Source organism: Burkholderia sp. BCC1993 (assembly GCF_905339865.1).
Taxonomy (GTDB): Bacteria; Pseudomonadota; Gammaproteobacteria; order Burkholderiales; family Burkholderiaceae; genus Burkholderia.
In genome coordinates, this window is sequence record NZ_CAJPGZ010000013.1 from 47,408 (window position 1) to 62,854 (window position 15,447).

13 protein-coding genes and 1 pseudogene are annotated in these 15,447 nt (G+C 65.4%); 9 read left to right on the forward strand and 5 right to left on the reverse strand.

All coding sequences use genetic code 11. The features are described from left to right. The first annotated feature begins 4 nt into the window (after positions 1-4). The 3 genes from U4Y91_RS22380 to U4Y91_RS22390 are packed head-to-tail and all read left to right on the forward strand — an operon-like array spanning position 5 to position 2,747. Entirely contained in the window at positions 5-1,276 is a 1,272-nt protein-coding gene (locus U4Y91_RS22380; RefSeq protein ID WP_321806901.1) for a high-affinity branched-chain amino acid ABC transporter permease LivM, read from the forward strand. Beyond that, positions 1,273-2,046: a high-affinity branched-chain amino acid ABC transporter ATP-binding protein LivG gene (gene livG / locus U4Y91_RS22385; RefSeq protein ID WP_321806902.1), complete on the forward strand. Its 774-nt coding sequence runs from the start codon at positions 1,273-1,275 to the stop codon at positions 2,044-2,046. The genes U4Y91_RS22380 and livG overlap by 4 nt, the downstream gene beginning before the upstream one ends. Continuing rightward, on the forward strand, positions 2,046-2,747 hold the full coding sequence (locus U4Y91_RS22390) for an ABC transporter ATP-binding protein (protein WP_044846849.1): 702 nt from the start codon (positions 2,046-2,048) through the stop codon (positions 2,745-2,747). The genes livG and U4Y91_RS22390 overlap by 1 nt, the downstream gene beginning before the upstream one ends. 186 nt (positions 2,748-2,933) lie before the next feature. On the opposite strand, the gene U4Y91_RS22395 is transcribed toward U4Y91_RS22390, so the two are convergent. Continuing rightward, positions 2,934-3,785, reverse strand: a complete 852-nt coding sequence (locus U4Y91_RS22395; protein WP_321806903.1) for a LysR substrate-binding domain-containing protein — start codon at positions 3,783-3,785, stop codon at positions 2,934-2,936. Positions 3,786-3,918: 133 nt separating this feature from the next. On the opposite strand from U4Y91_RS22395, the gene U4Y91_RS22400 reads away from it, so the two are divergent. The 3 genes and pseudogenes from U4Y91_RS22400 to U4Y91_RS22410 all read left to right on the forward strand — a co-directional run. Further along, on the forward strand, positions 3,919-4,899 hold the full coding sequence (locus tag U4Y91_RS22400) for a hypothetical protein (RefSeq protein ID WP_321806904.1): 981 nt from the start codon (positions 3,919-3,921) through the stop codon (positions 4,897-4,899). Between the two features lie 35 nt (positions 4,900-4,934). Then, a complete protein-coding gene (locus tag U4Y91_RS22405; RefSeq protein WP_321806905.1) occupies positions 4,935-5,921 on the forward strand; it encodes a 2OG-Fe(II) oxygenase in 987 nt (328 codons plus the stop codon). 14 nt (positions 5,922-5,935) lie between these two features. Then, positions 5,936-6,739: pseudogene (locus U4Y91_RS22410) on the forward strand (DMT family transporter); the annotation flags it as partial. A gap of 136 nt (positions 6,740-6,875) precedes the next feature. Here U4Y91_RS22410 and U4Y91_RS22415 read toward each other — a convergent pair. After that, entirely contained in the window at positions 6,876-7,283 is a 408-nt protein-coding gene (locus U4Y91_RS22415) for a DUF2000 family protein (protein WP_124485251.1), read from the reverse strand. 44 nt (positions 7,284-7,327) lie between these two features. Then, on the reverse strand, positions 7,328-8,197 hold the full coding sequence (locus U4Y91_RS22420) for an AraC family transcriptional regulator (protein WP_321806906.1): 870 nt from the start codon (positions 8,195-8,197) through the stop codon (positions 7,328-7,330). 518 nt (positions 8,198-8,715) lie between these two features. On the opposite strand from U4Y91_RS22420, the gene U4Y91_RS22425 reads away from it, so the two are divergent. After that, complete coding sequence (locus U4Y91_RS22425) at positions 8,716-10,263, forward strand: helix-turn-helix transcriptional regulator (RefSeq protein WP_321806907.1); 1,548 nt, start codon at positions 8,716-8,718, stop codon at positions 10,261-10,263. An 84-nt stretch (positions 10,264-10,347) separates the two neighbouring features. On the opposite strand, the gene U4Y91_RS22430 is transcribed toward U4Y91_RS22425, so the two are convergent. Beyond that, entirely contained in the window at positions 10,348-11,649 is a 1,302-nt protein-coding gene (locus U4Y91_RS22430) for an aspartate aminotransferase family protein (protein WP_321806908.1), read from the reverse strand. A gap of 77 nt (positions 11,650-11,726) precedes the next feature. On the opposite strand from U4Y91_RS22430, the gene U4Y91_RS22435 reads away from it, so the two are divergent. Together U4Y91_RS22435 and U4Y91_RS22440 are read left to right on the forward strand one after the other, a co-directional pair. Further along, positions 11,727-12,611 (forward strand): LysR family transcriptional regulator, encoded by an 885-nt coding sequence (locus tag U4Y91_RS22435; RefSeq protein WP_321806909.1) that lies wholly within the window; start codon positions 11,727-11,729, stop codon positions 12,609-12,611. Between the two features lie 551 nt (positions 12,612-13,162). After that, complete coding sequence (locus U4Y91_RS22440; RefSeq protein WP_321806910.1) at positions 13,163-14,482, forward strand: right-handed parallel beta-helix repeat-containing protein; 1,320 nt, start codon at positions 13,163-13,165, stop codon at positions 14,480-14,482. A 122-nt stretch (positions 14,483-14,604) separates the two neighbouring features. On the opposite strand, the gene U4Y91_RS22445 is transcribed toward U4Y91_RS22440, so the two are convergent. Next, positions 14,605-15,426 (reverse strand): response regulator transcription factor, encoded by an 822-nt coding sequence (locus U4Y91_RS22445; protein ID WP_321806911.1) that lies wholly within the window; start codon positions 15,424-15,426, stop codon positions 14,605-14,607. Between the last annotated feature and the right edge of the window lie 21 nt (positions 15,427-15,447).

Here is a 15,447-nt window from a genome sequence, read left to right on the forward strand (position 1 = left end):
GCAGATGAGTCAAGTCATTTCCGTTCGCCGCCCGGCCGCCGACGCGTCGGTCGGCCAGGCGCTGAAGAATGCCGCGGCCGCCGCGCTGCTGACGGCGATCCTCACGATTCCGGTGCTCGGCCTGCAGCTGAAGCTCGACGGCTATCAGGTCGTGCTCACGCCGCACTGGCGTCCGGTGTGGATCGCGGTCGCGGCCGTGTTCCTGTTCCAGCTGTTCAAGCCGTGGTTCGTGCGCGCGAAATCGGCGGTGAAGCTGCCGGCGATGCCCGCGATGGGCGCGCAGCAGCAGCGCGTGATCATCTGGGTGCTGCTCGCGGTCGGGCTCGTGTGGCCGTTCTTCGGTTCGCGCGGTGCAGTGGACGTCGCGACGCTCGCGCTGATCTACGTGATCCTCGGCCTCGGGCTGAACATCGTGGTCGGTTTCGCGGGGCTGCTGGATCTCGGCTATGTCGGGTTCTACGCGGTCGGCGGCTATACGTACGCGATGCTGAACCAGTATTTCGGGCTGTCGTTCTGGGAGTGCCTGCCGATCGCGGCGATCGCCGCGGCGACGTTCGGCTTCCTGCTCGGCTTCCCGGTGCTGCGCCTGCGCGGCGACTATCTGGCGATCGTCACGCTCGGCTTCGGCGAAATCATCCGGCTGCTCGCGAACAACCTGACGAGCCTCACCGGCGGCCCGGACGGCATCTCGAGCATTCCGAAGCCGACGGTGTTCGGCTTCGAGATGGCGCGCTCGGCGAGCGTCGAAGGCGCGAAAACCTTCCATGAACTGATCGGGCTGGAATACAGCGGCGAACACATGGTGATCTTCCTGTACCTGATCGCGCTGGTGCTGGTCGGCTTCACGCTGTTCGTGACGAGCCGCCTGATCCGCATGCCGATGGGCCGCGCGTGGGAAGCGCTGCGCGACGACGAGATCGCGTGCCGTTCGCTGGGTCTCAACCCGACGCGCATCAAGCTGTCGGCGTTCACGCTCGGCGCGGCGTTCGCGGGCATCGGCGGCGCGTTCTTCGCGGCGCGTCAGGGCCTCGTGAATCCTGAATCGTTCACCTTCATCGAATCGGCGCTGATCCTCGCGATCGTCGTGCTCGGCGGGATGGGTTCGCAGCTCGGCGTGATTCTCGCGGCGATCCTGCTGACCGTGCTGCCGGAAGTCGCGCGCGGCTTCGCCGAGTACCGGATGCTGATCTTCGGTCTCGTGATGGTGTTGATGATGATGTGGCGTCCGCAGGGCCTGCTGCCCGCGAGCCGTCCCCACGTGGAGCTGCCGCAATGACCGCGAATGCAGAACTGTTGAAGGTCGCCGGGCTGCAGATGCGCTTCGGCGGGTTGCTCGCGGTGGACGGCATCGATTTCGACGTGCGCCGCAACGAGGTGTTCGCGATCATCGGGCCGAACGGCGCGGGCAAGACCACGGTGTTCAACTGCGTCGGCGGCTTCTACAAGCCGACCGGCGGCGACGTCGTGCTCGACGGCCACGCGATCGCCGGGCTGCCGAGCCACCAGATCGCGTTGAAGGGCCTCGTGCGCACGTTCCAGAACATCCGCCTGTTCAAGTCGCTGACGGTGGTCGAGAACCTGCTCGTCGCGCAGCATCGCAAGGTGAAGTCGGGGCTGTTGCCGGGCCTGTTCTCGACGCCCGCGTATCGTCGCGCCGAGAAGGAAGCGCTCGAACGCGCGGCCGTGTGGCTCGACCGGATGGGGCTGAAGTCGGTCGCCAACCGGCAGGCGGGCACGCTGTCGTACGGGCACCAGCGGCGCCTGGAGATCGCGCGCTGCATGATCACCGAGCCGCGCCTGTTGATGCTGGACGAACCGGCGGCCGGTCTCAACCCGCAGGAAAAGATCGAGCTGCAGCACCTGATCGACAAGCTGCGCCACGAGTTCGGCGTGTCGGTGCTGCTGATCGAGCACGACATGAGCCTCGTGATGGGCGTGTCGGACCGCATCCTCGTGATGGAGCACGGCCGGCCGATCGTGATCGGCACGCCGGAAGCGGTCCGCAACGACCCGCGCGTGATCAAGGCGTATCTGGGGGAAGAGTGATGCTGAAGCTGGAACAGGTCCATACGCACTATGGCGCGGTCGAGGCGCTCGCGGGCGTGTCGATCGAGGTGAAGAAGGGCGAGATCGTCACGCTGATCGGCAGCAACGGCGCCGGCAAGACGACGCTGATGATGACCGTGTGCGGCACGCCGCGCGCGTCGTCGGGCCGCGTGCTGTTCGAGGGCAACGACATCACCGCGATGTCGACGCACCAGATCATGCGGCAGGGGATGGCGATCTCGCCGGAAGGGCGGCGCGTGTTCCCGAGCCTGACGGTACTCGAGAACCTGAAGATGGGCGGGTTCTTCGCGAGCCGTCATGAGATCGACGACGGCATCGAGCACGTGTTCAAGCTGTTTCCGCGCCTGAAGGAACGCGCGGCGCAGCGGGCCGGCACGATGTCGGGCGGCGAGCAGCAGATGCTGGCGATCGGTCGCGCGCTGATGAGCAAGCCGCGCCTGCTGCTGCTCGACGAGCCGACGCTCGGCCTCGCGCCGCTCGTGATCGCGCAGATCTTCGACATCATCCGGACGATTCGCGACGAGGGTGTCACGGTGTTCCTGGTCGAGCAGAACGCGAACAAGGCGCTGGGTGTGGCCGATCGCGGCTACGTGCTCGAAACGGGGCGCGTGGTGCTCGCCGATACGGGCGCGAACCTGCTCGCGAACGACCGGATCAAGCAGGCGTATCTCGGCGGTTGACGAGAGAAAGCCGCCGGCCTGCAACGGGCCGGCGGTTTACGGGAATGGTGTAGCCGATTCGGCTTCGATCGTAGCAATTTCGACTACATCTGGCGAAGCACTCGGATCGACGCAAAATCACTACGACGACGCGAAACACCTCTATCAGCAGCGGTTCGGCCTCGACCTGCTGATGACACTTCTACCCTAACTGATCCTGAACGTGCTTTTCAGCACGTCGCGCAAATGCAGCGCGGCGCGATTGCTGTCGTCCGTGAGGATCGTGATCAGATGCGGCGGCAGATCCGGCAGCGCGATCCCCGCGACGTTGCTCGTCAGGTTGCCGGACACGCGGTCGTGCTCGATGATGCCGACCGCGAGGCCATTCGCGATGCACGCCTCGACCGCCGGTGAGCTCGCGCTCTCGAGCAGCATCCGGTGCGCGATCTTCGCCTTCTTCAGCGCGTTCAGCGCGGTGTCGCGGTACGGACATCCCTGCAGCTGCACGGCGATCGGCAGCGGCGCGTCGGGATTGAACTTGAACGTGCGCGCGGCGACCCACACCGGATGGGTCTTGCTGAGCAGTTCCGCGTGCGGCAGCGCTTTCGGCACGACGGCAATCGTGATGTCGAGCTGGCCGCGGGAAAACATCAGCTGCAGTTCCTCGCTGGAGCGCGCTTCGACGGTCAGTTCGAGCAACGGCCGGTCGGCGGCGAAGCGCGGCAGGAATTCCGCCATGAAATGCGCGGCATACGAATCGGGGATGCCGAGCCGCAACTTGCCGGTCAGGATCTGCGGCGACAGCGATTCGACCAGGCGGTCGTGGCTCGACAGAAACTCGGTGGTATCGCCGAGCAGTTTGTGACCGAACTGCGTGAGCTCGACGGCCTGGTTGTTTCGCGTAAACAGTCGCTGCGCGACCATCTCCTCGAGCTTCTGGATCTGCGCGGTGACCGACGACGGGCTGCGATTCACATACGCAGCCGCATCCTTGAAGCGGCCGAGCTTCGCGACGGCGTGGAAGGTACGCAGCAGGTCGACGTCCAGGGTGCGCGGCATGATTTTGATTTTCCGAATCAGTGATTCAGGTAATGTCGATTGACGGAATTATTGCGCCTCCCTATCCTCGGGTCAACAGGCAGACGACGGCAGGCATTCGATCGAGCGTCACACGTATCCCGGGGAACGATTCATGTCTATCAATGATTTTGTAGTGGATGCATTGGTGCGGGACAGGAAGCTGAAGGCGGAGTCGGTATGGACGGTCGAGAATCACGAGAAGTATTCGACGTTGCAGCGCACGGACGATGCCGCGCGGCGACGCGAGGCGGGGCGTGAAGTCTTCTCCTTGATGCGGAACCTGAACGAATTGGGGGTTCGGAGTCCTGCATTATGTGCAGATCGCAACGGAAAAGGATCGTTGCGGGAAGCGATCGGTGCGTTGAGCGAGCGTCTCGCCACGTTGTCGCGCGGCCGCCATGTTCACTACATCGAACTCGGGCCCGAGCCGGTCAAGACGACCGAACTGATGAAGGGCGTCAGCGGCGGCGGGCCGGACCATCTGCGCTACACGGCGGTCGATATCAACGAGTCGTCGGAACACGCGATGCGCGACGCGATCATGCCGTTCCTGAAGACGCCCGGCTGTTTTAACTACATCGCCGACGATTACCGGAACGTGCAATGGAACCACATCGATCTGGGCCAGGACATGACCTTCATCACGATGCTCGGGTTCCAGGAAGGCAACGAATTGCCGGTGACGATCGGCCGGCTGATCCGCACTCTCGGCGGCAAGTCGACCTACGTGGTGTCGGAGATGCAACTGTTCGTCGAAGGTCGCGAAGCGCATATCTACGACTTCTACCGCAACGAGAACATGGTTCGGTTCTCCGAAGTCGTCAGCCGGCAGCAGGGCTTCGAGCCGCACGGCGAGCATGACGTGTCGATCGTCCGGCTGAACCTGCTGGGCGATCAGTTCCACGTTGCGGTTACGCTGCAGCCGGTGTCGAAGGCCGGCGTCCACGGGCATCTGATCACCAACGTCTGCCTGAAATACACGCCCGAGCAATTTCGCCACGTGCGCAGCAGTCACGGCAACTGCCGGGTGATCGACGAACTGCGCAGCGGGGACGGCAGCGTCGTGTACCAGATAGCGCAGTTCAAGGGCTAGCGCCCGGGGCCACGACAACGAGAGCGAGGCACGCGATGAACAAGGGAAATGCACTGCCGGTGTTTGCGCGCGGGTTCGATCGGGTGAGGCTTGCGCTGCAGACCTCGCTGGCCGGCGACGCGAATGTCGCGGACGACACGGTTACCGTTGCGGAGCGGATGCGCTGGACGAGCGGCTGCCTGCGTGACGGCTATCAGGTGCGGTATCGCCGCAACCTCGGCGATCTCGGCTATCGCGACGTGCCGATGCGCGGCACGCAGTCGAACGCGCTCAACGCGGTGTGCAGCCTGCGCGGGTTGTTCTCCGACGAAGCGGTTCACGCGTTGCGCGAGATCGGCCGCACGCTGGAACGCAGCGCGTCGCATAGCAACTGGATCATCTCGAAGCGGGTGCGTGCGGTGACGAACCGCTCGCGCTTCATCGACGCGATGATGCACGACCGCGCGTTCCTGCTGCGGCTGTCGCGTCTGGCCGGCGCGCCGTTGATCCCGTATCCGATGATCAATGCGCGCTCGCAGTTCAACTATTACTACCCGACGCGCGAGCGTGACGACAAGGAGCAGGTCGGTATGTGGCACACCGACGGCACGAGCTTCGTGCTGAACATCGTGCTATCGGATCGATCCGAATACGAGGGCGGAAACTTTCTGTTCTACGAATCGACTGCCGAGACGTTCGATCGGCACGATCGCGAACGCGCGCATGTGAAGACGGCGGATTTGAGCCAGGCAGGCGACGCGCTGCTGATCTACGGCAGCAAGCTGTTCCATGGCGTCGAACCGGTCGAGGCAGGGCGACGCATGTCGCTGGTGCTGTCGTTTCATTGCCCGTACACGCGCGAGGACGACAACGGCTTCTGGCATCTCGCATCGGACGACGGCATCCCGCGCACGGTCGTCAATTGGCTGGCACTGCAACGCAGCCTCCGCGACGACGCCGCGATGCAGTACCTTCGCCTCGGTCTCGAACCGATCCGGTTCGAAGACCTGGGCGACGCGCGCACATCCACGGTCACGTTCTGAGGGGCGCCGTTCCCATGCAGCTTTTCCTGATCCAGCTCGTTTTCGTGTTGTCGTGGAGTTCCGGCTTCATCGGCGCCAAGCTCGGCGCGGAGACGGCCGGCGCATTCAACCTGCTGTTCTGGCGTTTTCTGCTCGTCACGCTCTGTCTGGCGATCGTCCTCAACAGGCGGCTCGGGCGCCTGACGCTGGAGAAGATCCGCTATCACGCGGTGATCGGCTTTCTGTCGCAGTTTCTCTACCTGGCCTGCGTCTACGTCGCAATCCAGCATGGCCTGCCGCCGGGCATCGCGGCGATCGTCGCGGCGTTGCAGCCGCTCATCACGGCGGCGATGACGACGTTCGAAGGCAGCGAGCGCAGCGGCGCGCGACAGTGGGCCGGGCTCGTGCTCGGATTCATCGGCGTCGGCATCGTGATCGGCGGGCAATACGCGCTGCCGACCGAATCGGTCGGCATCGTCATGTATATGCTGCCGCTGGTGTCCGCGCTGGGGCTGTCGATCGCGACGATCTATCAGCGGCGGCGCGCGCTCACGACGGCGCGCAGCAACGAGGACGGGTTGTTTCTGCCGCTGTTCGTGCAGGGGGGCGTGAGCCTCGTGCTGTTCGCGGCATGCGGGCTCGTCACCGGCGATCTGCATGTGCCGACGCAGCCGAACGTCTGGTTGTCCGTCGTGTGGCTGACGGTGTTCTCGACGTTCATGGCTTACCTGACGTTATGGGCGCTGCTCAAGCGCATGCCCGCGACGCGCGTGGCGACGCTCGTCTATCTCGAACCGCCCGTGACGCTGACCTGGGCCGCGTGGATGTTCGGCGACCGGATTCCGGTGACGACCTATCTCGGCATCGTCGTCGTCGCGCTCGGCGTGTGGCTCGCCAGCAAGCACGGCGAACGGTTCGGCCGGGCGCGGCGGGCAGGCATGGAAGCGGCCCGCAGCAGTGAGCCGGACGCCGAACTCACGCGTGCAACGCCAGACCCTTCACGGCTTTATCCACAGCCTTCTTCGGCCCGTGCAATGCAAGGCCGACCAGATCGAGATTGGTCGCGTCCCCGGCGCGAAACACTTCGCGATTGGCCGCGTCGTGCCCGGTCGAGAACATCGCGCGCACGTACGGCACGATCCTGACTTCGCGCGACAGCGCGTGCCGATGCGCGGCCTGCAGGCCGTCGAGATCGGCTGCGAACACCAGCATCGGCTGGCCGAACATGCGGCCGTAGCGATTCCCGGCCGCATCCTCGTAAGGCTCGCCGAGCGCTTCGGGCGCGCCGGCCGCGACGCCCGTCGCGAGAAATGCGACCACGTTGAGTTTCTGCCACGCCGCGAGATCGTCGCGCACGATCAATGCCACTTTCGTATCGAACATGAGTGCTCCTCGTTGAAGCGCTCATGATCGGATAGCCGGCGCGATCAGTCTGGAACGTTTGTGCACATGCGCCGATAGGCGGCCGGCGTCATCCGGTACGCGCGGCGGAACCAGCGGCCGAGGTGACTCTGATCGGCGAAGCCGACGTCCGCGGCGGCCTGCGCCGGCGTGCGGCCTGCCGCGAGCAGCCGCCGTGCCGCGCGCAGGCGCAGGCGAACCAGGTACGCGTGCGGCGACGTGCCGTATGCGCGCTGGAACTGCCGCGTGAGCCGGAAGCGATCGGTGCCGGCCAACTCGGCGAGTTCGTCGAGGCCGAGGTTGCCGTCCAGATGCGCGTGCAGCAGGTCGCGCACGCGCACGATCGCCGGCGGCACGGTGCCCGTGCTCGTGTCGGCACTTGCCGCGACCGACTCGCGCAACTGACTGCCGAGGCGCGTGAGGAGACGGTCGAGCGTCTGGTCGCGCGCGAGCTTGCCTTCGTTGCCGTGGATCGCGAGAAACGCGTGGCGGATCGCGTCGACGAGGCTGCGATCGTCGACGAGCGTATGGCCGAACGCGGCTTCGACGCCGCTCAGGCCGGGAAGATTGACCCGGCGCGCGGCACGTTCGACCCACGCCTGCGGCAGGTACAGCATCGAGTAGGTGAAGCCGCCGGCTTCCGGCGCATGGCCGTCGTGCAGCGCGCCCGGCTCGATCAGGATCGCGCGGCCCGGCACGCTCGTGTGCAGCGACCGATGACACTGGAAACGCTGCACGCCTTGTTCCGTGAAGCCGATCAGCATGTCGTCGTGATCGTGCGGATCGTATGCATGCCCGCTGAAATGCGCGCGCAGGCTTTCGATTCCCGTTTCCGGATCGCGGCGTGCGACGAGCCAGTGTTCGTTCGTGCCGTTGTCGTTTGCCGTTGTCGTCATCGCATGCCCTACGCGTCGTCGTTGCGTGACGGGAAGTGTACGCGGGTTGCGGAAGCGTCGTGTCGGGCGCGGCGCATTCTTCATGCACCGCGGCCTGTTCGTCGCGCGCATATTGCGCAGGCGGCCGGCCGATGTGCCACCGGATCAGGCAGGCTTATCCGGGCGGGTGATACGGGATGTCGCTGACCTGCGACTGGCCGGCATCGCTGTGGCACGCACGTGCGCGCATCACCGGCTGATGTGATCCATGCTTTCCAGCGTGTCGCGCTCGGCACGAAAAGCTGCCGGGCGCGCCTTTCCTCGCTGACCAGTCGTCGGCCATGCATGGTCGGCCATCGCTACTCCCCACCTGATACACGAGCGACCATGCCGGGCCGGACACTCACTGCTACTGGCCGCCGCCATACAGCTGGTTGAGACGCTGGAGTTCTCCCGACTTCTCCACGCGCAGGTACTCCTCCTTGACCTGTGCGCGCGTGAGTCCGGCCGGTGCTCCAGCTTGCGAACCGGCGTTGGGCATGCTGCCCATCGACGTTGCGCTGATCGCCGAGTCGGATGGCGTACTCGCCGCCGCCGCGGCGCCTTCGCTCTGCGCCCGGGTGAGACCCGACGCACCCAACACACAGATGACGGCAAGTGCCGCCTTGTACATGCTCTTCATCGTGGCACCTCACATGAGAAAGCGATGCAACAACACGACGCGACCGACGCGGATTCCGCATCGTCCGCACATTCCGCCGCAATTGCATCGCGCGGGACACATATCCCGCATGCCGAACGCAGCAGTGGGTTCGTCACGAAAATGCAGCCGGAATGGCGAAATGATAGAACCCGCATGCTGCTTTGACGCCCTCTTGAAAGGGGGCAATTGCCGTCGCTGTCATGTGGAATGTCTAAACTGGACTGAGTTCGCGGAACGTGTGAAGTCGAGCGTCTCGCCCCGCCCCGCGCGCGAGTCCGGTGCATGTTCGAGGAGCAGATTCATGTCTGACAAACACGTCGCGCTTGCGAGTCATATTCGTCGGCTCTGTTCGCTCGCCGTCGAGCCGCATCTCGTCATTCCTCATGTGATTGAGGCGACCCGGCGTATCGTCGGTGCCGATTGGGGCATGTTCTTCTATGCGGACGAGCACTATGCAGTGTCGGACGTGTACAGCGAAAACGACGTGGTCTACACGTTGTTGCCGACGTATTTCGCGAACATCCACAATACTGAGCGGCAGGAAGTGCTGGGCGTCACGTTTTCCGATGCGATGCGCCGCGGACGCGGTTTCGATAACAGCGCGCACTACGATGATGCACTGCTGTCGAGCGACATGTACGCGGACCTGTGGCGGCCGGTATCGATGCGCCACTGTCTCGAACTGACCGCGACGGACGGCACGCGTGGCTGGGGCAGCCTGCTGCTGTCGCGCGCATCGGGCTGTCGTCCGTTCTCGGAACAGAACCATCGCGACATCGAACCCGTGGCACGGCATCTTGCCCATGCGTTGTCGCGGCCCGTGCAGCCAACGCAGCACGAATCGGAATGCAGCGAGTCCGCGATCATGGTGGTCGATGACGATGGCCGGCTGCTGCTGCACAACGCAGACAGCATCCGGATGCTGTCGCTCGCGACCGGCGAGCCGCTCGCGTTCTACCGTCACGAACGCTTGCCGGACTGGCTCGCACCGTTGCGGTCGAACATCAACCGGATCTGGCTCGGCTGCCCGGCGCCACCTGCGACGCTAGAGCGTCGCAACCATGCGGGGCGTTTCCGCTTCAAGGCCTATCGATGTACCGACGCAGCCGGGTTGCAACGCGATGCCGCGATCGTGATCCATATCGAACACTTTCCGCCACTCAGGCTGTCGGTCGAACGGCTCGGTTTTGCGTTCGGCCTGACCGAGCGACAACGCGAACTCTGTGTGCAGCTCGTGCTGGGCCGTTCGCACAGCGAGATTGCGCGTGACTTCGCGCTGCGCGACAGTACGGTCGTCGATCATGTTCGCAAGATCTACCGCCGGCTCAACGTACACAATCATGACGAATTGCGCGGCGTGTTTCGGGCCGGGTGGCGTGATTAAGTTCCGGGGCGCGGTGCGGCACGCTTGGTCCTGCCCGAATCTTGCCGTCCGCTGTTTGCAGGCACACTTGCGCCTGGCGTTCCGTTACAGCGCGCGTGCGATCGCCTGTTCCAGCAGCGACAGCCCGAGATCGATTTCCGCTTCGCTGACGGTCAGCGGCGGCGCGATCCGGAACACGCCGCCCATGCCCGGCAACTGCACGATGTTCATGCTGAGCCCGAGGTTCATGCACTCGCGCGTGATCTTCGCGCCGAGCCCGTCCGCCGGTTCCTTCGTCCGCCGGTCCTTGACGATCTCGACGCCGAGCAGCAAGCCGCGTCCGCGCACGTCGCCGATGCAGTCGAAGCGCTCCATCAGGTCGAGCAGCCCGCGCCGCAGCCGGTCGCCCATCACGTTCGCGCGCTGGACGAGGCCGTCGCGCTGCACCACGTCGAGCACGCGCAGCCCGACCGCGGCCGGCAGCGGGTCCGACACGTGCGTCGTGTAGAACAGGTAGCCGAGTTCGTGCGCGCGTTCCTCGATCCGCGCGGACGTGACGACCGCCGCGAGCGGCAGCCCCGCGCCGAGCGTCTTCGACAGCGTGAGGAGGTCGGGCGTCACGCCGTCGCGCTGGCACGCGAACATCGTGCCGGTGCGCCCGACGCCGGTTTGCGCTTCGTCGAGGATCAGCAGCATCCCGCGCTCCTCGCACTTGCGCTTGAGCGCCGCCATGTAGCCTTCCGGCAGTTCGATGATGCCGCCTGAACTCAGGATCGGTTCCGCGATGAACGCGGCGAGGTTGCCGCTCGACTGGCGATCGATCAGGTCGAATGCGTAGTCGAGTTCGGCGAGATAGTCGTAGGTGCCGTTGCGCTCGAAGCGCGGCCGGTACGTGAACGGCGCCGGAATCGCGAACGAACCGACGGCGGCCGGGCCGACGCCCTTGCGGCCGGCGCTGTACGTGGCGGACGCCGCCGCGCCCGTCATCCCGTGCCACGACTGCGCGAAGCCGACGATCTCGTACTTGCCGGTGACGAGCTTCGCCATCCGGATCGCCGCTTCGTTCGATTCCGCGCCGGTGCTCAGCAGCAGCGCGCGATCGAGCCCGGGCGGCGTGAGGTCGGCGAGGCGCGTCGCGAGCTCGACGACGGGGCGCGACAGCATCCCGCTGAACAGGTGATCGAGCTTGCCCGCGTATTCGTTGATGACGGAGACGATCTCCGGATGGCTGTGCCCGAGCACCGCGCTCATCTGGCCCGACGTGAAATCGAGGATCGCGCGGCCGTCCGCGTCGTAGACGAAGCTGCCTTGCGCGCGTTCGATGATCATCGGCTCGAACGTGCCGCCGTAGCGGATCAGGTGCTGCCTGGCGTTGTGCCAGAAGGTTGCGTCGTCGTTCAGGGACATCGGGCTTCTCCGGACAAGGGCCAAGGATCGCTTGCAGTCTAGGCGCCGGTCTGGTTTTATGGAAACGAATAGTTCTTATGCAAGGTAGAAAAGGAGCTAATACCTTGGCACGTTCGCTCGAAATCGATCTGCTGCGCTCGTTCGTCGTCATCGCCGAGGTGCGCTCGCTCAGCCGCGCGGCGGCGCGGGTCGGCCGCACGCAGTCGGCGCTCAGCCAGCAGATGCGGCGGCTCGAGGAAAGCGTCGACCAGCCGCTGTTCCAGCGCACCGGCCGCGGCGTGGTGCTCACGCATCCGGGCGAGCGGCTGCTCGTGCATGCGCAGCGCATCCTGCGGCAGCACGACGAGGCGATGGCCGACCTGTGCGGCACCGGGTTGTCGGGCACGATCCGGTTCGGCTGCCCGGACGATTACGCGGGCGTGTTCCTGCCGTCGCTGCTGCGGCAGTTCTCGAGCCAGCATCCGCAGGCGATCGTCGAGGTCGTGTGCGGGCCGACGCCGCGGCTGCTCGAACAGCTCGACAAGCGGGCGGTCGATCTGGCGATGGTGTCCGTGCCGGACGATGGTTCGGGCGGTGACTTCATCCGCCGCGAGCAACTGGTCTGGATCGGTTATCCGGGGCTCGATGCGGCGCGGTTCGATCCGTTGCCGCTCGCGCTGTCCGATCCCGATACGCTCGATCACATCGCGGCCTGTGACGCGCTGCATCGCGCGGGCCGCGATTATCGCGTCGCGTATGCGAGCAGCAGCCTCGCGGGGCTGACCGCGCTGGTGCGTTCAGGGCAGGCATTCGCGGTGATGACGCAGACGGCGGTGCCGGCGGATCTGGCCATCCTCACCGGCGATCGCGGGCTGCCGCCGCTGCCGGCGGTGGGCATTACGCTGCGGTTCGACCGGAAGCGGCCGTCGCATCTGACGGCGGCGTTTTCGGAGCATATTCGGATCACGCTGCCGTTGCTGTGACGCACGGTGCGAGGTCGATGCGGCATCGCGCTTCGAAATTAATCAGTAGATCTGATGTTGTGCGGCTGCCTCGTGATCGCAATCTCGTCTGCCGTGCGACGTCTCGCGCCGGCACGACGAGTCGTAAGCCGGTCCATATCGCGGATGCGACCGGGGCTCGCGACCCGTCCTACGACGTCGCGGGGCTTCTGTCCGATTTACGCGCGCCGACGGCGAAATAGACTTCCAATCGAGCGAAATGATCGTATGGGTCCGGACACGAAGCCGGCCGGCCCACGTCGCTCGTGCAAGGGCTTCGGCATGTCGCTCGACGGTCGCACGCTGCCGGCACCGTCGACGTCGAGCCGCTCTTGGGGGAGCGGCCCGCCCGAATCGGCAGACGAGCGGGCACCGCCCTGAAACGAGGCGCTGCCCGACTGCTTCCGCACGAAATCGTTCTGCTCCGATGTTCGACACGTGTCGTGCCGGTTCGCCGGCCGATCGTCGACGCGTTGCGACCGGATGCCGTCGCATCGCGCTGCGTCGGGTGGATGCCTACCGAGGGGGTCATCATGACCAGGTCATTTCGTATTGTCGGCGCCGGGGTGGTTGCATTCGCGTGTTGTGTTGCCAGCTTCCCGGGTCAGGTTTGCGCGGCGGCGCTTGCCGGTTACGCCGCGCCGTGGCGTATCGCGCATGCGCGATCGCGACCGGTCGCGACGACCGTGCCGGCGGCCGTGACGGTCAGGCCGGCAAGCGACGGCAGCGACCAGACCGATGCATTGCAGGCCGCGCTCAACGCACTGCAGGTCGGACAAACGCTGATACTCGCGCCGGGACGCTATACCGTTAGCCGCTCGTTGTCGGTGGCGGTGCGGGGTGTCGTGGTGTCGGGATACGGCGCGACGCTCGTCGCGACCAATCCGTCCGACCAGACGATCGTGATGAGCGGTGCCGGTTCGACGCTGGTCGGCGTCACGCTGATCGGCACCGGCACGACGCGGCTCACCACGCCCGGATCGAGCAAGGTCGAGGTGACGGGCACGGACGTCCAGGTGCTCGGCGTGACGATCCAGGGCGCTGCCAGCGGCGGGGTTTTCGTGTTCGGCGCGAGCAACGTCGCGATCGTGGGCAATACCGTGCGCGACACGTTGGCCGACGGCATCCACACCACCTACGGCTCGACCAACGTGCTCGTGCAGGGCAATACGGTGTCGGGCACCGGCGACGACCTGATCGCGGTCGTCAGCTATCTCGGCGACGGCCGCCTCAGCAGCAACGTGCTGATCGACCACAACACCGTGTCGGGGAATTACTGGGGGCGAGGCATTTCCGTTGTTGGCGGCCAGGCCGTGACGATCTCGAACAACACGGTCGACGGCGTGCAGAAGGCGGCCGGCATTCTCGTCGCACAGGAGGACAGCTGGCGTACCTACGGCGTGTCGAACGTCGTGATCGACAACAATGTAGTGACCAACATCCAGAATTCGAACGTGAACAACGGTTTGCAGCCGACGCAGCAGGGTGCTATCGAGCTGGACACGTGGTCGGGCACGGTGTCGTACGTCAAGGTGACGCGCAATCGCGTATCGGGATCGGGCTACGCCGGGTTCCGGGCAGCCGGCAACGTGTGCGAATTCCAGGTTTCCGACAACACGTTCGCGTCGATCGCCGGCACGCCGGTGTCGTTGCTGTCGCGCGGCTGCACGGCCAGCCGGATCGTCGTCAGCGGCAATACGATGGACGGTGTCGCGCTGGTTCAGCCGGTCGGTGCATCGTCGTCCGGAACGATTCAGGCTGCCGGCGCGGTGGCGGCAACGATGCCGCAGGTGCGAACCGGCCTGATGCGGTCGACGGGCGGCGCTGCGCCGGCAACCGGCGCGTGGCGATGAGATCGCGTGCACGTCGATGGAACGGCGCCGCCGGCATGGCCGGCGCGCGCCGGCCACGGCGCATGTACGCCGTCGGGTTCGTATCGCCCGGCGCGTCGATCGCGCACGCGCGACGAGGCCGGTCAGAGGAGCCCCAGGCGCTGGCCCGTCGCGGCGGCCTGGGTGCGATTGCGCACGTGAAGCGCCTTGAAGATCGCGGTGATGTGCGCCTTCACCGTCTTCTCCGACAGGCCGAGCCGGTCGGCGATGAGCTTGTTCGGCACGCCTTCGGCGATCAGGCGCAGCACGTCGAGCTGGCGCAGCGTCAGGCGCGGGCCGTCGGGTTCGTGTGCGGGCGGCGGATCGCGATGCGCCGACTGCGTTTCGAGCAGCAGCGGCGGCACGTAGCGCTCGCCGTTCATGACCATCTTGATGGCAGACAGCAGCGTGTGCGCGGTCGCGGATTTGGGGATGTAGCCGAGCGCGCCGTGCGAGAAGGCGGCACGCACGTCGTGCGGATCCTCGGACGAGGACAGCACGATGATCGGCAGTTCGGGCCGGACCTGCGTGATCGCCGCGATCGCGGCGAAACCGTCCATGCCGTTCATCTTCAGATCCAGCACGATGACGTCGAGGTCGGTGTGCTGTTCGAGCAGCCGCATCGCATCGTCGGCGTTGCTCGCCTGGATGTCGACCATCCCGCCGTGATCCTGGCGCAACAACGTCGCCACGCCATCTCGCAGAACCGGATGATCATCGACAATGAGTATTTTCATGTAAATAAAAATGAAGTCTGGAGGCGGACCTCTTCTGCTTTTGGAGAACCCGGTTGTTTCGAAAAGTCTTAATACTTTGGTCGTATTCGATTCTGTTTCGCCACGGCCTAACGTCGGATTTACATCCGGAAAGTCATGGCTGACACTAGATCGTGCGGCTTTCGGTGCGGTGAGGCGCACAACGAGCATAACGAAAATCGCGACAGCAAG